The organism is Streptomyces sp. NBC_01255, assembly GCF_036226445.1.
Classification (GTDB): domain Bacteria; phylum Actinomycetota; class Actinomycetes; order Streptomycetales; family Streptomycetaceae; genus Streptomyces.
In genome coordinates, this window is record NZ_CP108474.1 from 5,832,321 (window position 1) to 5,854,725 (window position 22,405).

Genomic DNA, 22,405 nt, shown 5'->3' on the forward strand with positions numbered 1-22,405 from the left:
ATGAGTGACGCAACGGATGCCCCCTCCCCGGCTGCTCCCGGCCGTGCCGCGCCTGACCCCGTCGCGCCCGCCCTCCCGGACGCGGGTGCCTATCTGGCGCGGATCGGCGCGCGGCGACCCGCGCGTGCCGACGCCGACGCCCTGCGCGAGCTGCATGTGCGGCACCTGCTGAGCGTGCCCTTCGAGAACCTCTCCATCCATCTCGGCGAGGACATCGTCCTGGACGAGAAGGCGCTGGTCGACAAGGTGGTCGGCGGCCGCAGGGGCGGCTTCTGCTACGAGATCAACACCACGTTCGCGGTCCTGTTGCGGGAGCTCGGCTACCGGGTGTCGCTGCTCCAGGCGCGCGTCGTCGACGCGGAGGGGAGGCCCGGGATCCCGTACGACCACATGGCGCTCCTCGTGGAGACGGCCGACGGGGAGCGGTGGCTGGCCGACGTCGGCTTCGGCGACCACAGTCACTACCCGTTGGCCTTCGACGAGCGCGGGGACCAGGAGGACCCCGGCGGCCGCTTCCGTGTCCAGGAGGCCGCCGACGGCGATCTGGAGGTGCTGCGGGACGGGAAGCCGCAGTACCGGCTGGAGGTGCGGCCCCGCGAGCTCGCGGACTTCACGGCCGGGGCCTGGTATCACCGGACCTCGCCCGACTCGCACTTCCCGCGGTCCCTCGTCTGTTCCCTGCTCACGGAGGAAGGCCGGATCACCCTCAGCGACCGGAAGCTGATCACCCGCGCCCACGGGGAGCGCGTCGAGCGGGTGCTCGACGGGGACGAGGAGGTACGGGGCGCGTACCGGGATCTGTTCGGCATCGTGCTCGACGAGCTGCCGGTCGTCGCGAAGCCGCGTTCCTGAGGCGGAGTCGCCGTCGTCCCGAGGCGCGCGTAGTCGGCGCGCGTGGTTACGGGGCCTCCAGCCAGCCCTCGTGCTCGGCGGCGAACTCGTCGAGCGCCGCCGCGTCGAGCCGGCCGTCCGGGTCCTCGACGACCACCAGCCACTGGGCGTCCTCGGCGTCGTCCTCCCCGGCCAGGGCGTCCCGGACGAGTTGCGGCATCTCGGCCACGCCGAAACGGTCGGGGAGTTCCTCGGCGACCTCCTCGGCGGCGTCGCGGTCGGGGAGTACCAGTACGTGTCGTCGTTCGCTCACTCGGCCATTCTCGGGCATGGCGGTCGGGCGTAGCCGTCGGGTGCGGTTGTCGGGTGCGGTTGTCGGGTGCGGTTGTCTGGCCTGGCTGTCGGGCATGGCTGTCGGTGGCCCGTGGGATGCTGGATCGCGATGGCCACCAGAAAGACTTCCCCCGACGACCTCCTCGGCCCCGTGACGCTCGCCGTGGGCCAGGAGGACCTGCTCCTCGACCGCGTCGTCCAGGAGGTGGTGGCGGCCGCCAGGGCCGTCGACGCCGACACGGACGTGCGCGACCTCACGTCCGACCAGCTCCAGCCCGGGTCGCTGGCGGAGCTGACCAGCCCCTCGCTCTTCGCCGAGCGCAAGGTCCTGGTCGTGCGGAACGCGCAGGACCTCTCCGCCGACACGATCAAGGACGTCAAGGCCTACCTCGACGACCCGGTCGAGGACATCTCGCTCGTCCTGCTCCACGCCGGCGGTGCGAAGGGCAAGGGCCTGCTCGACGCCGCGCGCAAGGCGGGGGCGCGGGAGGTGGCCTGCCCGAAGACGACGAAGCCGGCGGAGCGGCTGACGTTCGTACGGCAGGAGTTCCGGGCGCTCGGGCGCGCGGCGACGCCGGAGGCGTGCCAGGCGCTGGTGGACTCGATCGGCAGCGACCTGCGGGAGCTGGCGTCCGCGTGCGCGCAGCTGACGGCGGACGTCGACGGGACGATCGACGAGGCGGTCGTCGGGCGCTACTACACCGGCCGCGCGGAGGCCTCGTCCTTCAACGTGGCCGACCGGGCCGTGGAGGGGCGTGCGGCGGAGGCCCTGGAGGCGCTGCGCTGGTCTCTCTCGACCGGGGTGGCGCCGGTGCTCATCACGAGCGCGCTCGCGCAGGGCGTACGGGCGATCGGCAAGCTCTCGTCGGCGCGGGGCGGCCGGCCGGCGGATCTGGCGCGTGAGCTGGGCATGCCGCCGTGGAAGATCGACCGCGTGCGGCAGCAGATGAGGGGGTGGACCCCGGACGGGGTGTCCCTCGCGCTGCGGGCGATCGCGGAGGCGGACGCGGGGGTGAAGGGCGGGGGCGACGACCCGGAGTACGCCCTGGAGAAGGCGGTGGTTGCGGTGGCGCGGGCGGCGCGGCTGCGGAGGTAGGGGGGCGGGGGTTTGGGGTGCGGGCCGGGGCCGGTGCGGGTGCGTTGCGCCGGGACGGTTGATTCCCCCCACCCCGCCCCTTCCCGAAACCCTGCCGGGGGCTGGTGGCGGCTGAGGCCCCCGGGGCTCCGCCCCGAACCCCTGCGGCGGCTTCGCGCCGCGCGCCGGGTTGGGCCGTGCCCCCTGCGGCGGCTTCGCGCCGCGCGCGGTTGGGCTGCGCCCCTTGCCGTGGCTTCGCGCCCGTATCGCGCCCGCCGGCGTTGGCGTCCCTGCGGTTGCTTCGCGTCGCCCCGGGTGGGCTGCGCCCCCGGGCCCTGCGGTCGCTTCACGCTGGGCTGGGTGGGGGTGCGACCCCTGGCGGTTGCTTCGCGCTGCCTCGGGTGGGCTGCGCCCCCGCCACGGCGGCTTTGGGCGGGTCCCCTGCGGTGGCCTTGCGTCGCGTGGGTGGGGTGTGGTGTCCCACGTCGCCCCCGGCGGATTTGCGCCGCGTTGGTGCGGCCGTGGCCCCGCCCCCCATGGCGGCTGCGCGCCCAGGTTGGGGGTGGGTGCGGCGAAGGCCCCGGCCGGCTCCTGGGGTGGAGGCGGCGGGGCCTTCGGCGTACAGCTGGGTGGGCTCGCACCCGCGTGGCGAACGCGTCCGCGTGCGAGTCCTGGTGGTCGGGCGGGAGCGGGAGAGAGGGCCCGCTGGGTCCCGTACGACCGGTTACATCAGAGCTCAGCCCTGGAGGGAGGAAACCTTGATCGCCAGCGCCGACTTCTTGTTGGCGGCGGCGTTCTTGTGGATGACACCCTTCGAGACAGCCTTGTCGAGCTGACGCGAGGCGGCGCGAGTGGCAACGGTGGCCTTCTCGAGGTCGCCGGCGGCGACAGCCTCACGGGCCTTGCGGATCGCGGTCTTGAGCGACGACTTGACGGCCTTGTTGCGCAGGCGCGCCTTCTCGTTGGTCTTGTTCCGCTTGATCTGGGACTTGATGTTCGCCACGAAAGAGCCTTTACAGGTTCGATGTTCCTTCTGGAGTGTGACTCGCAGCTGAGAGGGCATACGAGGCACAGCTGTCCACAGTATCAGTCACTCTCGGGGCCGCCCAAACCGGGCGTAGGGCGGCGGGCATGGGACCATGGAGCCTACGTATCGATCCGACATCGCCCCGAGACGAGACCCTGCGTGCCCGCGACTCCTACCAACGTGCCCGAGCCGAGCCGTACCGACCCGGCTCTGATCCGCAACTTCTGCATCATCGCGCACATCGACCACGGCAAGTCCACGCTCGCCGACCGGATGCTCCAGCTCACCGGTGTGGTCGACCAGCGGCAGATGCGTGCCCAGTATCTCGACCGGATGGACATCGAGCGGGAACGCGGCATCACGATCAAGTCCCAGGCGGTCCGTCTGCCGTGGGCCCCGACCGACGGGCAGGGTGAGGGTCGCACGCACATCCTGAACATGATCGACACTCCGGGGCACGTCGACTTCACCTATGAGGTCTCGCGTTCGCTCGCGGCCTGTGAGGGCACGGTCCTGCTGGTCGACGCGGCCCAGGGCATCGAGGCGCAGACGCTCGCCAACCTGTACCTGGCGATGGAGAACGATCTGACCATCGTTCCCGTGCTGAACAAGATCGACCTGCCGGCCGCCCAGCCGGAGAAGTTCTCCGAGGAGCTCGCCAACCTCATCGGCTGCCAGCCGGAGGACGTCCTCAAGGTCTCCGCGAAGACCGGTGTCGGTGTCGACGCGCTGCTCGACCGGGTCGTCCGGGACGTCCCCGCCCCGGTCGGCGTCGCCGACGCCCCCGCCCGCGCGATGATCTTCGACTCCGTGTACGACTCGTACCGGGGCGTCGTGACGTACGTGCGAGTCATCGACGGGCAGCTCAACAAGCGCGAGCGCATCAAAATGATGTCGACCGGCGCCACCCACGAGCTGCTCGAGATCGGTGTCTCGTCTCCGGAGATGACGCCGTCCGACGGTCTCGGCGTCGGCGAGGTCGGCTACCTCATCACCGGCGTGAAGGATGTCCGCCAGTCCAAGGTCGGTGACACGATCACCTCCCTGCACAAGGGCGCGACCGAGGCGCTCGGCGGCTACAAGGACCCCAAGCCGATGGTGTTCTCGGGCCTCTACCCGCTGGACGGCTCGGAGTACCCGGACCTCCGCGAGGCCCTCGACAAGCTCCAGCTCAACGACGCCGCGCTCGTCTACGAGCCGGAGACCTCCGCCGCGCTCGGCTTCGGCTTCCGCGTCGGCTTCCTGGGCCTCCTGCACCTCGACGTGATCCGTGAGCGGCTCGAGCGCGAGTTCGGGCTCGACCTCATCGCCACCGCCCCCAACGTGGTCTACCGCGTGGTCATGGAGGACGGCAGCGAGCACACGGTCACCAACCCGAGTGAGTTCCCCGAGGGCAAGATCGATGACGTCTTCGAGCCCGTCGTGCGCGCCACGATCCTGGCCCCGAGCGAGTTCATCGGCGCGATCATGGAGCTGTGCCAGACCCGTCGCGGCACCCTGATCGGCATGGACTACCTCTCCGAGGACCGGGTCGAGATCCGCTACACCCTCCCCCTCGCCGAGATCGTCTTCGACTTCTTCGACCAGCTGAAGTCCAAGACGCGCGGTTACGCCTCCCTCGACTACGAGCCCACGGGCGAGCAGGCCTCCAGCCTGGTCAAGGTCGACATCCTGCTGCACGGCGACAAGGTCGACGCGTTCTCCGCCGTCACCCACAAGGACGCCGCGTACGCCTACGGTGTGCGGCTCGTCGCCAAGCTGCGCGAGCTCATCCCGCGCCAGGCCTTCGAGGTGCCGATCCAGGCCGCGATCGGCTCCCGGGTCATCGCCCGCGAGACCATCCGCGCCATCCGCAAGGACGTCCTCGCCAAGTGCTACGGCGGTGACATCTCCCGTAAGCGGAAGCTGCTGGAGAAGCAGAAGGAAGGCAAGAAGCGCATGAAGATGGTCGGCTCGGTGGAGGTGCCGCAGGAGGCCTTCATCGCCGTCCTGTCGAGCGACGAGTCCTCCGGCAAGAAGAAGTAGCCGGCCGGAGGGGAGTGCAGCGAGTAGCTGCTCTGTGCATCTAACGGGTCCACGTGCCGACGGCGCGTGGACCCGTTCGTTATGAAGCGGGGCCCTGCAAGCTCTTACGCGCCGGTCCTCGGGCCTTTACTCTGATCCCGAATCGAAGGTTACTCGCCAGTTAGTTACGTAGACGGTTAGACGGTTACGTAGTTACGCACCGCCAGCAGGCACCGCCGCCGCCCGGAGGACGTCGTGAGCGACACACAGACCCTGATCGAGAACCGGCCGCCCTCCGTGGCGACCCTCTTCCTTGAGCGCGTCGAGCGGACTCCCGACGCGGAGGCCTACCGGTACCCGGTTCCCGCCGCGTCCGGTGCCGGTCCCGACGACTGGAAGTCGCTCAGTTGGGGGCAGGCCGCCGAGCGGGTCTACGCGATCGCCGCCGGTCTCGTCGACCTCGGCGTGCAGTCCGAGGAGCGGGTCGCGCTCGCCTCCGCCACCCGGGTGGAGTGGGTCCTCGCCGACCTCGGCGTGATGTGCGCGGGCGCCGCGACCACCACGGTCTACCCGTCGACCAACGCCGAGGAGTCGGCGTTCATCCTCTCCGACTCCGAGTCCAGGGTCCTCATCGCCGAGGACGCGTCCCAGCTCGCCAAGGCCGTCGAGCGCCGCGCCGACCTGCCGGACCTCCGCCACGTGGTCGTCATCGACGCCGAGGGCGTGGAGACCGACGGCGACTGGGTCCTCTCCCTCGCCGACCTGGAGGCACGCGGCCGCGCGTACCTGGAGAAGCACCCCGAGTCCGTCAAGGAGCGGGTCGCCGCGATCACCGCCACCCAGCTCGCCACCCTCATCTACACCTCGGGCACCACCGGCCGCCCCAAGGGCGTCCGCCTCCCGCACGACAACTGGTCGTACATGGCCAAGGCCATCGCCGCCACCGGTCTCGTCACCCAGGACGACGTCCAGTACCTGTGGCTGCCGCTCGCGCACGTCTTCGGCAAGGTCCTCACCTCGGGCCAGATCGAGGTCGGTCACGTCACCGCCCTCGACGGCCGGGTAGAGAAGATCATCGAGAACCTGCCAGTGGTCCAGCCGACCTACATGGCGGCTGTGCCCCGCATCTTCGAGAAGGTCTACAACGGGGTCGCAGCCAAGGCGCGCGCCGCCGGCGGCGCCAAGTACAAGATCTTCCAGTGGGCGGCCGAGGTCGCCCGCGAGTACGCCAAGGCCAGCCAGGACAACTTCCGCCGCACGGGCACCGCCTCCGCGCCCTTCGGCCTCACCGTCAAGCACAAGGTCGCCGACGTCCTCGTCTACAGCAAGATCCGTGAGGCCTTCGGCGGCAACCTGCGCGCCTGCGTCTCCGGCTCCGCCGCGCTCGCCCCCGACATCGGCTACTTCTTCGCCGGCGCGGGCATCCACATCCTGGAGGGCTACGGCCTCACGGAGACCTCCGCCGCCTCCTTCGTCAACCCGGGCGAGGCCTACCGCACCGGCACCGTCGGCAAGCCGCTCCCCGGCACCGAGGTCCGGATCGCCGACGACGGCGAGATCCTGCTGCGCGGACCCGGCGTCATGGAGGGCTACCACGGCCTGCCGGAGAAGACGGTCGAGGTCCTGGAGTCCGACGGCTGGTTCCACACCGGCGACATCGGCGAGCTGTCCGCCGACGGCTACCTCCGGATCACCGACCGCAAGAAGGACCTGATCAAGACGTCCGGCGGCAAGTACATCGCGCCGGCCGAGGTCGAGGGCCAGTTCAAGGCCGTCTGCCCGTTCGTCTCGAACATCCTGGTCCACGGCGCCGACCGGAACTTCTGCACCGCCCTCATCGCCCTCGACGAGCCCTCCATCCTCGGCTGGGCCGCCGACCACGAGCTCGCGGGCAAGTCGTACGCCGAGGTCGTCGCCGCCCCGCAGACCCAGAAGCTCATCCAGGGCTACGTCGACCGCCTCAACGAGGGTCTCCAGCGCTGGCAGACGATCAAGAAGTTCCGTCTGCTGCCGCGCGACCTCGACATCGAGCACGGCGAGCTGACGCCGTCGCTGAAGCTGAAGCGGCCGGTGGTGGAGCGGGAGTACAAGGAGCTCATCGAGGAGATGTACGCGGGGTCCCGCGAGTCCTGACCTGCGTGGACCTCGGTTGTCCACAGGCAGACCGTTTACCTCGGGCGGTACGGGACAATGGGCTCATGCCTTCCGTACTGCCCGATGGTGAGACCGTGCCCGAGACCGGGGCGCTGCCCGCGCACGCCCTGGAAGGGGCGGCCGAGCGGCCCCTCGGGTTCTACCTGCACGTGCCGTACTGCGCGACGCGCTGCGGGTACTGCGACTTCAACACGTACACCGCGAGCGAGCTGCGCGGTGCCGGTGGCGTGCTCGCCTCCCGGGACAACTACGCCGGGCAGGTCGCCGAGGAGATCCGGCTCGCCCGCAAGGTGCTCGGGGACGACCCCCGGCCGGTGCGGACGGTGTTCGTCGGCGGCGGCACGCCCACGCTCCTCGACGCCGGCGACCTCGTACGGATGCTGGGGGCCATCCGCGACGAGTTCGGGCTCGCGGACGACGCCGAGGTGACGACGGAGGCCAATCCGGAGTCCGTGAATCCGGCTTACCTCGCCGAGCTGCGGGAGGGCGGGTTCAACCGGATCTCCTTCGGCATGCAGAGCGCCAAGCAGCACGTCCTGAAGATCCTCGACCGGACACACACGCCCGGGCGCCCCGAGGCGTGCGTCGCCGAGGCGCGGGCGGCCGGGTTCGATCACGTCAACCTCGACCTGATCTACGGCACGCCGGGGGAGACCGACGACGACTGGCGGGCCTCGCTCGACGCGGCGATCGGCGCCGGGCCCGACCACGTCAGCGCCTACGCGCTGATCGTGGAGGAGGGGACGCAGCTGGCGCGCCGCATCCGGCGCGGCGAGGTGCCGATGACCGACGACGACGTGCACGCCGATCGGTACCTGATCGCGGACTCCGTCTTCGCCGAGGCCGGATTCGAGTGGTACGAGGTGTCCAACTGGGCCACCTCCGAGGCCGGGCGCTGCCTCCACAACGAGCTGTACTGGCGCGGCGCCGACTGGTGGGGCGCCGGGCCGGGCGCCCACAGCCACGTGGGCGGCGTCCGGTGGTGGAACGTGAAGCACCCCGGGACGTACGCGGCGGCCCTCGGGGCCGGCAAGTCGCCGGGCGCCGGGCGGGAGCTCCTCTCGGAGGAGGACCGGCGGGTGGAGCGGGTGCTGCTCGAGCTGCGGCTTCGGGAGGGGGTCGAGCTGTCGATCCTCAAGCCGGCCGGACTCGACGCCTCGCGGAAGGCGCTGGCGGACGGGCTTCTCGACCCCTCGTCGTACGAGGCGGGGCGGGCGGTTCTGACCCTGCGGGGTCGGCTGCTTGCCGACGCGGTCGTGCGGGACCTGGTCGACTAGGGCCTGTCCGGCCATGATCCGCCGGACAGGTCCTAGGGTGCCGTCACGAAGTCGATCAGTTCTTCCACTCGGCCCAGGAGTTCCGGTTCCAGGTCCTTGTAGGACGTGACCTTCGACAGGATGTGCTGCCACGCCGCGCCCGTGTTCGGCGGCCAGCCCAGGGAGCGGCAGACGCCCGTCTTCCAGTCCTGGCCGCGCGGGACCGTCGGCCAGGCTCTGATGCCCACGGAGGACGGCTTCACGGCCTCCCAGACGTCGATGTACGGGTGGCCTACCACCAGGACGTCCGGGGACGTGACGGTCGCCGCGATCCTTGATTCCTTCGAGCCCGGGACCAGGTGGTCCACCAGGACGCCCAGGCGGGCGTCCGGGGCCGGGGCGAACTCCGCCACGATCGACGGCAGGTCGTCGATGCCTTCGAGGTACTCGACGACCACGCCCTCGATCCGGAGGTCGTCGCCCCAGACCCGTTCGACGAGTTCGGCGTCGTGCCGGCCCTCCACGTAGATCCGGCCCGCCCGCGCCACGCGCGCCCGCGCGCCCGGGACGGCGACCGAGCCGGAGGCCGTACGGGTGGGGCGTACCGGCGCGGCGGCGGTCGGGCGGACCAGGGTGACCACCCGGCCCTCCAGGAGGAAGCCGCGTGGCTCCATCGGGAAGACCCGGTGTTTGCCGAAGCGGTCCTCCAGGGTCACCGTGCCCGCCTCGCAGCGGATCACCGCCCCGCAGAAGCCCGTGGTGACCTCTTCGACGACCAGGTCGTGGTCGGCCGGGATCTCCGGGACGGGCGCCGAGCGCTTCCAAGCGGGCGTCAGGTCCGGGTCGTAGCTGCGCATTCGGGCGACGTTATGCGACCGAGAAGCGGCGTGCCAGTTCCTCGCGCTGGCGTCGTACGAACGTGGCGTCCACCACCGCTCCGTGACCCGGCACGTACAGCGCTTCCTCGCCGCCGAGCGACAGCAGCCGGTCCAGCGCGTCCGGCCAGCGGGACGGGATCGCGTCCGGTCCGGCCTGCGGCTCGCCCGACTCCTCCACCAGGTCCCCGCAGAAGACGACCTCGCGCTCGCCGGGGACGCAGAGCGCCAGGTCGTGGCCGGTGTGGCCCGGGCCGACGTTCGCCAGGAGCACCTGCCGGCCGCCCAGGTCGAGCGTCCACTCGCCGGAGACCACGTGCCGCGGGGCCACCAGGACGTCGGCGGCCTCCGTCGCCGCCCGCTCGTCGACCCCTTGTCGTACGGCGTCCCCGCGCAGGTCCTCCCGGTCCCGTTCCCGGCCCAGCAGCTCGTCCACGCCCACCGCGCCGAAGACCTCCGCGCCCGCGAAGGCGGCGGTGCCGAAGACATGGTCGAAGTGCGGGTGGCTCAGTGCGATGTGCGTCACTCTTCGGCCGTCCGTCAACGCCGCGATCTGCGCCCGCAGCTCGGCCCCCTCCGCGAGCGTCGAGCCCGTGTCGTAGAGCAGGACCGCCTTCGCGCCCACCACCAGGCCCACCGTGGCGTCCCAGCCGGGCAGCCGGCGCCTGCCCACTCCGTCCGCCAACCGCTCCCACCCGTACGCTTCCCAATCGATGTCCATGGGGCGACGCTAACCGGTGCGCCCCCGCCTCCTTGCCAGGAGCGTTGTCCGCCGCCGTACACTGGCCGGGGGATTGCTGGCACTCGGGCAGGGTGAGTGCCAAAACCGGAGCAACCGGAGCATCCGGAACGACGACGACAGCTGGAGGTGCGCACGATGCTCAGCGAACGCAGACTCGAGGTCTTGCGCGCCATCGTCCAGGACTACGTCGGGACGGAGGAGCCGGTCGGCTCGAAGGCGCTCACCGAGCGCCACAAGCTCGGCGTCTCGCCCGCCACGGTCCGCAACGACATGGCCGTGCTGGAGGAGGAGGGCTACATCGCCCAGCCTCACACCAGTGCCGGGCGCATCCCGACCGACAAGGGCTACCGGCTCTTCGTCGACCGGCTGGCCGGCGTCAAGCCGCTGTCGACGCCCGAGCGGCGCGCGATCCACAACTTCCTGGACGGTGCGGTCGATCTCGACGACGTCGTCGGGCGTACGGTCCGGCTGCTGGCTCAGCTGACCCGTCAGGTCGCCGTCGTCCAGTACCCCTCGCTGACCCGCTCGACCGTCCGTCACGTGGAGCTGCTCGCGCTGGCCCCGGCCCGCCTGATGCTTGTGCTCATCACGGACACCGGCCGCGTCGAGCAGCGCGTCATCGACTGTCCCGCGCCGTTCGGCGAGACCTCCCTCGCCGACCTGCGGGCCCGGCTCAACAGCCGGGTGGTCGGCCGCCGGTTCGCCGACGTGCCGCAGCTGGTGCAGGACCTCCCCGAGTCCTTCGAGGAGCTCGAGGACCGCGCCACGGTCTCGACCGTGCTCGCGACCCTCCTCGAATCGCTCGTGGAGGAGCACGAGGAGCGGCTGATGATCGGCGGAACCGCCAATCTCACCCGCTTCGGACCCGACTTCCCCTTGATGATCAGGCCCGTCCTGGAAGCCCTGGAGGAGCAGGTCGTGCTCCTCAAGCTGCTGGGCGAGGCCAAGGAATCGGGCATGACCGTACGCATCGGGCACGAGAACGCCCACGAGGGGCTGAGCTCCACCTCGGTCGTCTCGGTCGGCTACGGTTCGGGCGGCGAAGCAGTCGCCAAACTCGGCGTGGTCGGACCGACCCGCATGGACTACCCCGGAACGATGGGAGCGGTACGCGCAGTGGCACGTTACGTCGGACAGATCCTGGCGGAGTCGTAAGTGGCCACGGACTACTACGCCGTACTCGGCGTGCGCCGCGACGCTTCCCAGGACGAGATCAAGAAGGCTTTCCGGAGGCTCGCGCGCGAGCTGCACCCGGACGTCAATCCCGATCCGAAGACGCAGGAACGCTTCAAGGAGATCAACGCCGCCTACGAGGTCCTCTCGGACCCGCAGAAGAAGCAGGTCTACGACCTCGGCGGCGACCCGCTCTCGGCCTCCGGCGGCGGCGCGGGCGGCTTCGGGGCCGGTGGCTTCGGCAACTTCTCCGACATCATGGACGCCTTCTTCGGCACGGCCTCGCAGCGCGGACCGCGCTCGCGGACCCGCCGCGGCCAGGACGCCATGATCCGCCTGGAGATCGACCTCAACGAGGCGGCCTTCGGCACCACCAAGGACATCCAGGTCGACACGGCCGTCGTCTGCACCACCTGTTCGGGTGAGGGTGCCGCGCCCGGCACCTCCGCGCAGACGTGTGACATGTGCCGCGGCCGCGGTGAGGTCTCCCAGGTCACCCGGTCCTTCCTGGGCCAGGTCATGACCTCCCGGCCCTGCCCGCAGTGCCAGGGCTTCGGCACCGTCGTCCCGACCCCGTGCCCCGAGTGCGCGGGCGACGGCCGGGTCCGGTCCCGTCGCACCCTCACGGTCAAGATCCCGGCCGGTGTCGACAACGGCACCCGGATCCAGCTCGCCGGCGAGGGCGAGGTCGGCCCCGGCGGCGGCCCGGCCGGTGACCTGTACGTCGAGATCCACGAGATCCCGCACGACACGTTCCAGCGGCGCGGCGACGACCTGCACTGCACGGTGACCATCCCGATGACGGCGGGCGCGCTCGGCACGAAGGTGCCGCTGCAGACCCTCGACGGCATCGAGGAGATCGACATCCGTCCGGGCACGCAGTCCGGCCAGTCGGTTCCGCTGCACGGCCGCGGCGTCACGCACCTGCGGGGCAACGGCCGGGGCGACCTGATCGTGCACGTCGAGGTGCAGACCCCCGGAAAGCTCGACGCGGAGCAGGAGCGGCTCCTGCGCGAGCTGGCCAAGCTGCGCGGCGAGGAGCGGCCCACCGGGCAGTTCCAGCCGGGCCAGCAGGGGCTGTTCTCGCGCCTGAAGGACGCCTTCAACGGGCGGACCTGACCGGACGGCATCGTGAGGGAAGGGGCGGGACGGCGACGAGCTGTTCCGCCCCTTCCCTCTTCCTGAGGTTCCGGAGATTCCTGAGGTTCCTGAGGTTCCGGAAGCCCGCCTTCCGTGACCTGACGTACCGATTCGGCCCGCCGGGGCCGTCATGAAACGATGCCCGTATGTCCACCACCGCACTGAACGATCTCTTTCGGTATCCGATCGTGCAGGCCCCCATGGCGGGTGGCGCTTCCTGTCCCGAGCTCGTCGGAGCCGTCTGCGAGGCCGGTGCGCTCGGCTTCCTGGCCGGCGGGTACAAGACGGCCGGAGGCCTGTACCAGGAGATCAAGCAGGTGCGCGGGCTCACCGCGCGCCCCTTCGGCGTCAACCTCTTCATGCCGCAGGTCGGCCCGCACGCCGATCCCGCCGCCGTCGAGGTCTACCGGCACCAGCTCGCCGGCGAGGCGACCTGGTACGAGACCTCCCTCGGGGAGGCCGACGACTGCCGCGACGACGGCCACGACGCCAAGATGGCGATCCTCCTGGACGACCCGGTCCGCGTCGTCTCCTTCACCTTTGGCTGTCCCCCGCCCGAGACGCTCGCCGCCTTCGCCCGTGCCGGAACGTTCACGCTCGTCACCGTCACCTCCGCCGAGGACGCCGTCGCAGCCGAGCGGGCCGGTGCCGACGCCGTCTGCGTCCAGGGCGTCGAGGCCGGCGGCCACCAGGGCACGTACCGCGACGACCCGCAGGACGACGACACTCCGGGGACCGGGCTCCTCGCCCTCGTCACCCAGGTCCGCGAGAGCGTCGCGCTGCCGATCGTCGCCACCGGCGGGATCATGCGCGGCGCGCAGATCGCCGCCGCCCTCGCCGCCGGGGCCGACGCCGCCCAGCTCGGCACCGCCTTCCTCGGCTGCCCCGAGTCCGGCGCGCACCCGCTGCACAAGCGGGCCCTGACGGATCCGCTCTTCACCCGGACCGCCTTCACCCGGGCCTTCTCCGGGCGTCCGGCGCGCGGGCTCGTCAACCGCTTCATGCGCGAGCACGGGCCGTACGCCCCCGCCGCCTACCCCGAGGTCCACCACCTCACCGCCCCGCTCCGCAAGGCCGCCGCCGCCTCCGGCGACGCCCAGGGCATGGCCCTGTGGGCCGGACAGGGCCACCGTCTCGCCCGCGAACTCCCCGCCGGGCAGCTCGTCGAGGTCCTGGCCGCCGAACTCGACACCGCACTCTCCGACCTGGCTCACAGGAGCGCTTCATGACCGCACCCGTCTTCGTCGTCGACGCCGTCCCCGGCCCCGGGAGCTTCCTCCTGGACGGTTCCGAGGGCCGGCACGCCGTCTCCGTGAAGCGGCTCCGGGAGGGCGAGGAGCTCGTCCTCGCCGACGGCCGGGGGCGCTGGGCCGAGTGCGTGGTGCTGGCCGCCGAGGGCAAGGACCAGCTGACCGTGCGGGTCGACGAGGTGCACGAGGACCCCGCGGAGGAGCCGCGGATCACGGTCGTGCAGGCGCTGCCCAAGGGCGACCGGGGCGAACTCGCCGTCGAGACCATGACGGAGACCGGGGTCGACGCGATCGTGCCCTGGGCCGCGTCCCGCTGCATCACCCAGTGGAAGGGCGACCGGGGTCTCAAGGCGCTCGCCAAGTGGCGTTCCACCGCGCGCGAGGCGGGCAAGCAGTCGCGCCGCACCCGTTTCCCCGAGGTCGCCGACCTGATGACGACCAAGCAGCTCGCCGCCCTCCTCGCGGCCGCCGACTTCGCCGCCGTCCTGCACGAGGACCGTGCGCATCCGTCCGGTGCGCTGGCCACCGCCGAACTGCCCGCGAAGGGTTCGATCGTGCTGATCGTCGGCCCCGAGGGCGGAGTCTCCCCGGACGAGCTCGCGGCCTTCGAGGCGGCCGGCGCGAAGCCGTACCGGCTGGGCCGCAGCGTCCTGCGCACCTCCACGGCGGGTACGGCGGCGACGGCCCTCGTCCTGGGGCGCACCGGCCGCTGGAGCTAAGCGGAAGGGGGTTCGGTCGCCGTGAGCGTGTCGAAGAGCGGCCAGCCGTCCTCCTCCCACTGCCCGTGTGCGGTGGGGACGAGGTCCCGGGTCAGGGCCTCTTCGAGGAAACGGCGCACCACACCCGGCTCGTTGAGGTTGAGCCAGCCCCCTCCGACGGCGGCCACCTCGCCCAGGCCCATCGGATAGCCCGCCACGATCCGGCCCGGCCCGTCCCGGAAGACCAGGCGGAGCTGGGCGTGCCGGGTCTCGGCGCGGCGCAGGGTGAGGACCGTACGGCAGTCGGGGTGGCGGTGGCGGACATTCCAGAGCCACACCGTGCCGTCCACCGTCAGCTTGCGCAGCGCGCCGTCGCGTCTCATCCGGCGCAGTGTACGGACGGCCTTCCTGCCCGGACGGCCTTTTTTGCCGGAACCCGGTGGACGGCTGCCCCGGGGGGCTTCATAGGGTGGCCGCATGGCCGACGAGTCCCCTCTGATCCGCAGTCTGCGCACCGCCGTTGCCGCCGCCCCCGGTGACGTACCCCTGCGCCTCCACTTCGCCGAGCTGCTCCTTTCCGAGGGGCGCAACGAGGAGGCCGTCGCGGAGGCAGCGGTCGCCCTCCAGCACGCGCCCGGGGACGCGGACGCCCGCGCGCTGATGATGCGGGCGATGGGCATGCCCCCGGCCGCGGCGCCTGCCCCGGCTCCGGCTCCGGCTCCGGCTCCGGTGCAGCCTCCCGCCGCCGAGCAGCCCGCACCCGAAGCACCCGAGGCCCCCGCCCCTGGCAACGCCCCCTCCTTCGACTGGGACGCCGCCGAGCAGCAGGTCCAGGACCTCGTCGGCCCCCGCTTCCTGGAGGACCCGCAGGCCGACGGCGGTGACGGGCCCGCCGGGGACGCCGCCGCCTGGGACGTGGACGCCCCCGGCTCCGTACGCCTCGCCGACGTCGGCGGCATGGAGGAGGTCAAGGACCGCCTGGAGGCCGCCTTCCTCGCCCCCATGCGCAACCCCGAACTGCGCAGGCTGTACGGCAAGTCGCTGCGCGGCGGACTGCTCCTGTACGGGCCGCCCGGCTGCGGCAAGACCTTCATCGCCCGGGCCGTCGCGGGCGAGCTCGGCGCGAACTTCCTCACCGTCTCGCTCTCCGACGTCCTCGACATGTGGATCGGGGCCTCCGAGAAGAACATCCACGACATCTTCGAGACGGCCCGCCGCCAGGCCCCCTGCGTCGTCTTCCTCGACGAGTTGGACGCCCTCGGCGCCAAGCGTTCCCGCACCCACCACAGCGGTCTGCGCAACGTCGTCAACCAGCTCCTCACCGAGCTCGACGGCATCGCGAGCGGCGCCGGCAACGAAGGCGTCTTCGTGCTCGCCGCCACCAACGTGCCCTGGGACGTGGACATCGCGCTCCGCCGCCCCGGCCGCCTCGACCGCACGCTCCTCGTGCTGCCGCCCGACGCCGCCGCCCGGGAGGCGATCCTCCGCTACCACCTGCGCGAGCGCCCCATCGAGGCCGTCGACCTCGGCAAGCTCGTCAAGGTCACCGAGGACTTCTCCGGCGCCGACCTCGCCCACCTCTGCGAGACCGCCGCCGAGGCCGCGCTCCTCGACTCCGCCCGCAGCGGCTCCGTACGCCTGATCACGACGAAGGATCTGCTCGGCGCGGCCAAGCAGATCAAGCCGTCCACGGAGCCGTGGTTCGCCGCCGCCCGGAACGTCGCCATGTTCGCCAACGAGGGCGGGCTCTACGACGACCTTCTCGCCTACCTGAAGCGGAAGCGCAAGCTGTGACCACTCCGACCGCGCTCCTGCGCGCCGAGGCGCTGTACGACACCGGACGGTACGAGCAGGCCGGGGCGCTCGTCGCCCAGCACCTGGCGACCGACCCGGAGGACGCCGACGCCCTCGTCCTGCTCGCCCGCTGCCACCACCGGGCCGGCGACGCCCCGGCCGCCCTGGCCGCGGTGGACCAGGCGCTGGGCGCCCGGCCCGAGCTGCTCATGGGCTGGCTGATGCGCGTCCAGATCCTGCTGGCCCTGAAGCGGTTCCCGGAGGCCGAGACCACGGCCCGGCGGGCCGTCGGGATCGCCCCGCAGTACTGGGGCAGTCATTACGCGCTCGGCACCGCCCTCGCCGAGCACGCCGAACACGCCCGCAGCCGGGGCCGCGCGGTCGAGGCGTACGAGGCGGCGCGGGCCGCCGTCGCCCTCGGCCCCGAGGAGGACGCGGCGCACTTCCTGGTGGGCCTGACCGCCCAGCGCCGGGGCGACCACGCCACCGCGCAGCGGGCGTACGAGACGGCCCTGCGGCTCAACCCGCAGAGCAGCGAGGCCCACAACAACCTCTCGCTGCTGCGGCTGCGGCGCCGCTGGTTCCGGCGCGGGGCCTGGACGCAGGCCGCCGAGGGCTTCGTGGCCTCCGCCGCGCTCGACCTCGACGACCGCAAGGCCCGCTACAACCTGGAGGCCATGGCCTGGAACACCGCGGCCGGGGCCCGCTGGGTGGCCCTGCTCGGCTTCGTGGCCTCCGCCGTCGCCATCGCCTGGATCCCCGGCCGCGCGACCTGGGCCGACGCGGCCGGCCCGCTGCTGGTCGGCCTGGCCGTGCTCGTGGGCGCCTGGACGGGATGGGGCGTGTGGATGGCCCGTAGGGTGCCGCCCCGGCTGCGCCGCCCCATGCTCCTCGTGGCGCGCAACTGCCGGCCGGTGCTGTTCATGGCCGGGGCCGTCGGGCTCCTCGGCCTCTACTCGCTCGCCGCGCTCGCCCTGTGGTCCTTCGACTCGGGCGTGGTGGGCGGGCTCGGCACGCCGCTGTTCTGGGCGGTGATCATCACGTACTGGGTGAGCCGCTCGGCCCTGAACCGCCGCGCGCCGAAGGACTGACCGGGGAGCGGGTCCTGTCGGTGGCGGCGGATAGCATTCCCGTCGTACCGACGTGTATCGACCGACAAGGCGAGGAGGCCCAGGCCATGGCCGGAGAGCCGCAGAGCGACTGCCTGTTCTGCAAGATCGCGGAAGGGGAGGTGCCGGCGACGATCGTGCGCGAGACCGAGACGACCCTCGCGTTCCGCGACATCAACCCGCAGGCGCCCACGCACATCCTCGTCATCCCGCGGCTCCACTACCCGGACGCCGCGTCCCTGGCCGCCGCCGCGCCGTCCGTCGCCGCCGACATACTGCGGGAGGCGGGAGAGATCGCCGCGCAGGAGAAGATCGACGGCCACGGCTTCCGGATCGTCTTCAACACCGGCACCGGCGCCGGTCAGACCGTCTTCCACGCCCACGCGCACGTGCTGGGCGGCCGCGGTCTCAACTGGCCGCCCGGATAACCCGTGTCCGTACGCGAACTGGTCGTCCTCGGGACCGCCAGCCAGGTCCCGACCCGGCACCGCAACCACAACGGCTATCTGCTGCGCTGGGACGGCCAGGGCATCCTCTTCGACCCCGGCGAGGGCACCCAGCGCCAGATGCTGCGCGCCGGGGTCGCGGCGCACGACCTCGACCGGATCTGCGTCACGCACTTCCACGGCGACCACTCGCTGGGCCTGGCCGGGGTGATCCAGCGGATCAACCTCGACCAGGTCCCGCACCCGGTCACCGCCCACTACCCGGCGAGCGGGCAGCACTTCTTCGAGCGGCTGCGGTACGCCACGGCCTACCGCGAGACGGTGAAGCTGACCGAGGGGCCCGTCGCCGCCGACGGGCCGCTCGCGGTCACCGAGGCGTACACCCTCGACGCGCGCAGGCTGTCGCACCCCGTCGAGTCGTACGGCTACCGGATCATCGAGCCCGACGGGCGCCGGATCCTGCCCGAGCGGCTCGCCGCGCACGGCATCAAGGGGCCCGACGTGGGCCGGATCCAGCGCGACGGCGTGCTCGGCGGCGTGACGCTCGACGAGGTCAGCGAGGTCCGGCGCGGGCAGCGCTTCGCCTTCGTCATGGACACCCGCCTCTGCGACGGGGTGCACGCGCTCGCCGAGGGCGCCGACATGCTCGTCATCGAGTCGACCTTCCTCGACGAGGACGTCCGGCTCGCCACCGACCACGGCCATCTGACGGCCGGACAGGCCGCGGCGGTCGCGCGGGACGCGGGCGTACGGCACCTCGTCCTGACCCACTTCTCCCAGCGCTACAGCGACCCGGCCGAGTTCGAGCGGCAGGCGCGGGCGGCCGGCTTCGACGGCGAACTGAGCATTGCCCAGGACCTCATGCGGGTCCCCGTACCGAAGAGATAGAGCACCACCCATGCCCCTCCCCACAGCCCTTCCCAAGGCCGAACTCCACCTCCACATCGAAGGCACCCTCGAACCCGAGCTGGCCTTCGCGCTCGCCGCGCGCAACGGCGTCACCCTGCCGTACGCGGACACCACCGCGCTGCGCGAGGCGTACGAGTTCAGCGACCTCCAGTCCTTCCTGGACCTCTACTACGGCCTGATGGCGGTCCTGCGCACCGCCGAGGACTTCACGGAGCTCGCCGACGCCTATCTGGAGCGGGCCGCGGGCCAGGGCGTCCGGCACGCCGAGATCTTCTTCGACCCGCAGGCGCACACCGCCCGCGGAGTCCCGATCGGCACCGTGATCGAGGGCCTCGGGGCCGCCCTCGACCGGGCCGGGGAGCGGTACGGGATCTCGACCCGGCTCATCATGTGCTTCCTGCGCGACGAGTCCGCCGAGTCGGCGATGGCCACCCTGGAGGCGGCGAAGCCGTACCTGCACCGGATCACCGGCGTCGGCCTGGACTCGGCGGAGGTCGGCCACCCGCCGGCGAAGTTCCGCGAGGTGTACGAGGAGGCCGCCCGGCTCGGGCTGCGGCGTGTCGCGCACGCGGGCGAGGAGGGCCCCGCGGAGTACGTCCGCGAGGCCCTGGACGTCCTCGGTGTGGAGCGCGTCGACCACGGGCTGCGCTGCATGGAGGACCCGGAGCTCGTCGACCGGCTGGCCCGCGAGCGGGTGCCGCTCACGCTCTGCCCCCTGTCGAACGTCCGGCTCCGCGTCATCGACACCCTCGCCGACCACCCGCTGCGCGCGATGATGGCGGCGGGCCTGCTGGTGACGGTGAACTCCGACGACCCGGCCTACTTCGGCGGCTACGCGGGCGACAACTTCGACGCCGTCCGAACGGCCCTGTCCCTGGAGCCGGAACAGCTCCGCGCCCTCGCCCGCAACTCCTTCGAGGCCTCCTTCCTGGAAGACGACGAACCCCGCAGGGCCCGTTGCCTCGCCGAGGTGGAGGCCTACGACTTCGGGGCGTAGGGGACGGGGCCCGGCACCGTCAGGCGCGGCAGCGCAGCAGTTCCAGTGGCGGGTTGGAGAGCATGTCCGCCCAGAACTCCTCGCCGTACGCGCGGATGCCGGCCTCGGACACCGACAGCGGGACCCACTCCAGCGCGCTGAACCCGGCCGCCTTCAGGGACTGCTCGTAGACCTCGCGGCGCGGGCACGTGGTGATGATGGTGATCGGCTGCGGGTCGAGGAGAGCCGTGAGCCGCCCTCGGCTGCCCGTCTCGATCTCCTCGCCGGTCGCCTCGATGCGGAAGCCGTACTTGTCCAGCGGCGGGCCGTCGTACCGGTAGTCGGGTGTCTGGACGAGGAGGAAGAACTCTCCGCCCGGCTTCAGGTTCTTGTGGATGTTGGCGCACATCCGCTCCGTCTCGGCGATGTCCGCGGCGTAGTTGAGACACTGCACGCCCAGCGCGATGTCGTAGCGCCGGTCGAGCTGCCGCAGCTCGGCCACGTCGCCGACCTCGTAGACCACGCCCAGCGGGTCGCGCTGGTCGATCTCCTTCGCGGCGGCGATCATCTCGACGGAGATGTCGACGCCGAAGACGTCGGTGGCGCCGCGCCGCTTGAACTCCCTGCTGTAGAAGCCGGTGTCGCACGCCAGGTCGAGGACCGACTTGCCGGTCACGTCACCGACCAGGCTCAGGAAGCTCGGCACCTCCCCGTAACGCATCAGCGGCAGGGACTTGAAGCCCTCGAACGCCTCGCCGATCTCGTCGTACTGGTCCTGCACGTTCACGTGTTTCCCCCATCTACTCGTCCTGTAGGTGGCCACGTCGAACAGCCCTCCGGAAAGGGAGGGTTGTCCGTCAGCGGTCGTGGCAGTGAGTCTGCGCCTGCCTTGTCCGGCTGTCGTATGAGCGGATCACACAAAGAAGTTGGCCGGGTCACCCTCGTATCACCCAACAAGCAGATCCACTGCGAGATGAACGTCGCAGGTGGCGGGGGTGGAATCGCCGCTAGCCGCGGTCCGACGGACGCGCCAGGCGGAAGGCCGATTTCGCAGCCCGGCGGCGTGCCGTGCGCACGCGGAACTCGGTGACCGGCTGTTCCGGGGCGCCCATCTGCGGGACGAGCGCGGAGGACGCCGAGGCCGTGCCCGCGAGGACCGCGGCCGGGGCGCCGCCGCGGCGGCGGACGGAGCCCGGGACGAGGGGGCGGCCGGAGGCATGCCGGGCCACCGCCGCCATGGGGGCCGCGACGAGGAGGAGCAGGGTGCAGAGGACCACGCCCATGCCCGTGTACCCGGCGCTCTCCGAGAGCAGGCTGCCGACGACGGGGCCGCACGCGACGCCCAGGGAGGACGCCGAGCCGACCAGGACGGCCCAGCGGCCGCGCGGGTCGAGGGAGGCGGCGAGGCCGAGGAGGTACGAGAGGACGACCGGGTAGACGGCGTTCCACAGGATCTCGCCGGTCGCGAAGGACGCCAGGTTCCCGGCGGCCGAGCTCAGCAGCACGCAGGCCGCGATGGCGGCGGTGCCGACGCCGATCGGCACCGCCCTGCCGAGGCGCGAGCCGAGCGCGCCCGCCGCCGTGACCCCGACGAGTCCCGCGCCGAGCGCCGCCGCGAAGACCGCGCCGACCGTGACCTCGGAGAGCCCGGCCTGGGTGAGACCGATGCGGCCGCTCACGCCCCAGAGCGCGTTCTGCGCGAGGGACCAGCAGAGGATGGCCCCGGCGAGTACCGCCCCGGCCCGGCGGTACGGGAGGGGGCCGGCGGGCGCGGAACCCGGGGCCGTACGACCGGCGGTGCCCGGCAGCCGGCCCGGCAGCCGGCCCGGCAGCCGGCCCGTCAGCGGCCACACCAGGGCCGCCGCGCAGGCGATCGCGAGCAGCGGGGGCGCGTGGCCCGCGCTCAGGTGCGGCAGCGTGAGGTAGAGGGCGCCCGCGGTGGCCGAGACCGTCAGCAGGCCCAGCGACGAGGCCCGGTGCGGGTCGCGCTGCCCGGCGATCCCGGCCGCGGCGACCGCCGTCGCCGTACCCGAGCCGAGGCCGCCGAGGACCGCGCCCGCGACCACCAGCGGCACGGCGTGGGTCGCGGCGGCGGAGCCGTACCCGATCGCCATGGCGATCAGGCCCGCGCGGGCCGCCGTGCGGGGGCCGATCCGCTCTCCGCGCGCGGCGAGCGTGAACCCGGCGGTGGAGGATCCGAGCAGCAGGACGGAGCCGACCAGGCCCGCCTGGGAGGGGCCGATGCCGAGCCCCGAGGCGAGGCGGCCGACGACGGTCGGCAGCAGGTACGGGGCGAGGTAACCGGCGGTGAAGAGGGCGACGAGGGCGACAAGGGCCCCCGAGCCGCGCAGGCGCGACGACATGGGCGTTCCCGGGAACGAAAAGGGAGGGTGGAGCGCCCGGTGGTGCAGGGAACACGGGGTCGCGGAACCATGTGTATCAAGCAGGTGAGTTGCCCGAGAAGGTGGTTTCCGGGAGTAAAATGTGTGATCCCGGTCACTGTTGGTTTGGTGTGCGGGTTTACGGGTACGGGGTGGACCTTCCTCGTGCGTCCCACCCGTCACCCTGCCCCCATCGGGCACACTGATCTGATCCGCACCACGTTCGGGGAGC

At 72.0% G+C, this 22,405-nt stretch carries 21 protein-coding genes; 14 read left to right on the plus strand and 7 right to left on the minus strand.

The genetic code is table 11. From position 1 onward, the window contains the following. A complete protein-coding gene (locus tag OG357_RS26380; RefSeq protein WP_329623508.1) occupies positions 1-852 on the plus strand; it encodes an arylamine N-acetyltransferase family protein in 852 nt (283 codons plus the stop codon). A 46-nt stretch (positions 853-898) separates the two neighbouring features. Here OG357_RS26380 and OG357_RS26385 read toward each other — a convergent pair whose 3' ends face one another. Continuing rightward, the gene (locus OG357_RS26385; protein WP_329623509.1) at positions 899-1,162 is read right to left on the minus strand and encodes a hypothetical protein; all 264 of its coding nucleotides are present in this window, start codon (positions 1,160-1,162) and stop codon (positions 899-901) included. A 111-nt stretch (positions 1,163-1,273) separates the two neighbouring features. Here OG357_RS26385 and holA point away from each other — a divergent pair, with 111 nt between their 5' ends. Further along, positions 1,274-2,260 (plus strand): DNA polymerase III subunit delta, encoded by a 987-nt coding sequence (gene holA / locus OG357_RS26390; protein ID WP_329623510.1) that lies wholly within the window; start codon positions 1,274-1,276, stop codon positions 2,258-2,260. 715 nt (positions 2,261-2,975) lie between these two features. Here the strand turns inward: holA and rpsT are convergent. Further along, entirely contained in the window at positions 2,976-3,242 is a 267-nt protein-coding gene (rpsT, locus tag OG357_RS26395; RefSeq protein ID WP_317595090.1) for a 30S ribosomal protein S20, read from the minus strand. 183 nt (positions 3,243-3,425) lie between these two features. On the opposite strand from rpsT, the gene lepA reads away from it, so the two are divergent. The 3 genes from lepA to hemW all read left to right on the plus strand — a co-directional run bounded on the left by lepA (position 3,426) and on the right by hemW (position 8,701). After that, entirely contained in the window at positions 3,426-5,291 is a 1,866-nt protein-coding gene (gene lepA, locus OG357_RS26400; RefSeq protein WP_329623511.1) for a translation elongation factor 4, read from the plus strand. A gap of 234 nt (positions 5,292-5,525) precedes the next feature. Next, positions 5,526-7,403 carry an AMP-dependent synthetase/ligase gene (locus tag OG357_RS26405; RefSeq protein ID WP_329623512.1) on the plus strand — a complete coding sequence of 626 codons (1,878 nt, stop codon included), beginning with the start codon at positions 5,526-5,528 and terminating at the stop codon, positions 7,401-7,403. A gap of 65 nt (positions 7,404-7,468) precedes the next feature. Next, positions 7,469-8,701 (plus strand): radical SAM family heme chaperone HemW, encoded by a 1,233-nt coding sequence (gene hemW, locus OG357_RS26410; protein ID WP_329623513.1) that lies wholly within the window; start codon positions 7,469-7,471, stop codon positions 8,699-8,701. A 32-nt stretch (positions 8,702-8,733) separates the two neighbouring features. On the opposite strand, the gene OG357_RS26415 is transcribed toward hemW, so the two are convergent. Continuing rightward, positions 8,734-9,537, minus strand: a complete 804-nt coding sequence (locus OG357_RS26415; protein WP_329623514.1) for a DUF3097 domain-containing protein — start codon at positions 9,535-9,537, stop codon at positions 8,734-8,736. A 10-nt stretch (positions 9,538-9,547) separates the two neighbouring features. Next, complete coding sequence (locus OG357_RS26420; protein ID WP_329623515.1) at positions 9,548-10,276, minus strand: MBL fold metallo-hydrolase; 729 nt, start codon at positions 10,274-10,276, stop codon at positions 9,548-9,550. A 156-nt stretch (positions 10,277-10,432) separates the two neighbouring features. Here OG357_RS26420 and hrcA point away from each other — a divergent pair, with 156 nt between their 5' ends. The 4 genes from hrcA to OG357_RS26440 all read left to right on the plus strand — a co-directional run bounded on the left by hrcA (position 10,433) and on the right by OG357_RS26440 (position 14,579). Beyond that, on the plus strand, positions 10,433-11,452 hold the full coding sequence (gene hrcA / locus OG357_RS26425) for a heat-inducible transcriptional repressor HrcA (RefSeq protein WP_317595083.1): 1,020 nt from the start codon (positions 10,433-10,435) through the stop codon (positions 11,450-11,452). Continuing rightward, positions 11,453-12,589, plus strand: coding sequence for a molecular chaperone DnaJ (gene dnaJ / locus OG357_RS26430; RefSeq protein ID WP_329623516.1), 1,137 nt, complete (start codon positions 11,453-11,455; stop codon positions 12,587-12,589). Positions 12,590-12,756: 167 nt separating this feature from the next. After that, a complete protein-coding gene (locus OG357_RS26435) occupies positions 12,757-13,839 on the plus strand; it encodes a nitronate monooxygenase (protein ID WP_329623517.1) in 1,083 nt (360 codons plus the stop codon). Beyond that, a complete protein-coding gene (locus tag OG357_RS26440; protein WP_329623518.1) occupies positions 13,836-14,579 on the plus strand; it encodes a 16S rRNA (uracil(1498)-N(3))-methyltransferase in 744 nt (247 codons plus the stop codon). The genes OG357_RS26435 and OG357_RS26440 overlap by 4 nt, the downstream gene beginning before the upstream one ends. Here OG357_RS26440 and OG357_RS26445 read toward each other — a convergent pair. Beyond that, positions 14,576-14,941 carry a hypothetical protein gene (locus tag OG357_RS26445; protein WP_329623519.1) on the minus strand — a complete coding sequence of 122 codons (366 nt, stop codon included), beginning with the start codon at positions 14,939-14,941 and terminating at the stop codon, positions 14,576-14,578. The genes OG357_RS26440 and OG357_RS26445 overlap by 4 nt on opposite strands. 94 nt (positions 14,942-15,035) lie before the next feature. On the opposite strand from OG357_RS26445, the gene OG357_RS26450 reads away from it, so the two are divergent. From OG357_RS26450 to OG357_RS26470, 5 genes are all read left to right on the plus strand, one after another. Continuing rightward, complete coding sequence (locus tag OG357_RS26450; protein WP_329623520.1) at positions 15,036-16,352, plus strand: ATP-binding protein; 1,317 nt, start codon at positions 15,036-15,038, stop codon at positions 16,350-16,352. After that, the gene (locus OG357_RS26455; protein WP_329623521.1) at positions 16,349-17,443 is read left to right on the plus strand and encodes a tetratricopeptide repeat protein; all 1,095 of its coding nucleotides are present in this window, start codon (positions 16,349-16,351) and stop codon (positions 17,441-17,443) included. The genes OG357_RS26450 and OG357_RS26455 overlap by 4 nt, the downstream gene beginning before the upstream one ends. An 86-nt stretch (positions 17,444-17,529) precedes the next feature. Beyond that, a complete protein-coding gene (locus tag OG357_RS26460) occupies positions 17,530-17,889 on the plus strand; it encodes a histidine triad nucleotide-binding protein (protein ID WP_329623522.1) in 360 nt (119 codons plus the stop codon). A 3-nt stretch (positions 17,890-17,892) separates the two neighbouring features. After that, a complete protein-coding gene (locus OG357_RS26465) occupies positions 17,893-18,795 on the plus strand; it encodes a ribonuclease Z (RefSeq protein ID WP_329623523.1) in 903 nt (300 codons plus the stop codon). Between the two features lie 10 nt (positions 18,796-18,805). Continuing rightward, positions 18,806-19,813: an adenosine deaminase gene (locus OG357_RS26470; RefSeq protein WP_329623524.1), complete on the plus strand. Its 1,008-nt coding sequence runs from the start codon at positions 18,806-18,808 to the stop codon at positions 19,811-19,813. Between the two features lie 19 nt (positions 19,814-19,832). Here the strand turns inward: OG357_RS26470 and OG357_RS26475 are convergent, their stop codons facing one another. Both OG357_RS26475 and OG357_RS26480 read right to left on the minus strand, forming a co-directional pair. Next, a complete protein-coding gene (locus tag OG357_RS26475; protein ID WP_329623525.1) occupies positions 19,833-20,579 on the minus strand; it encodes a class I SAM-dependent methyltransferase in 747 nt (248 codons plus the stop codon). A gap of 220 nt (positions 20,580-20,799) precedes the next feature. After that, on the minus strand, positions 20,800-22,155 hold the full coding sequence (locus tag OG357_RS26480) for an MFS transporter (protein ID WP_329623526.1): 1,356 nt from the start codon (positions 22,153-22,155) through the stop codon (positions 20,800-20,802). Positions 22,156-22,405: the final 250 nt, after the last annotated feature.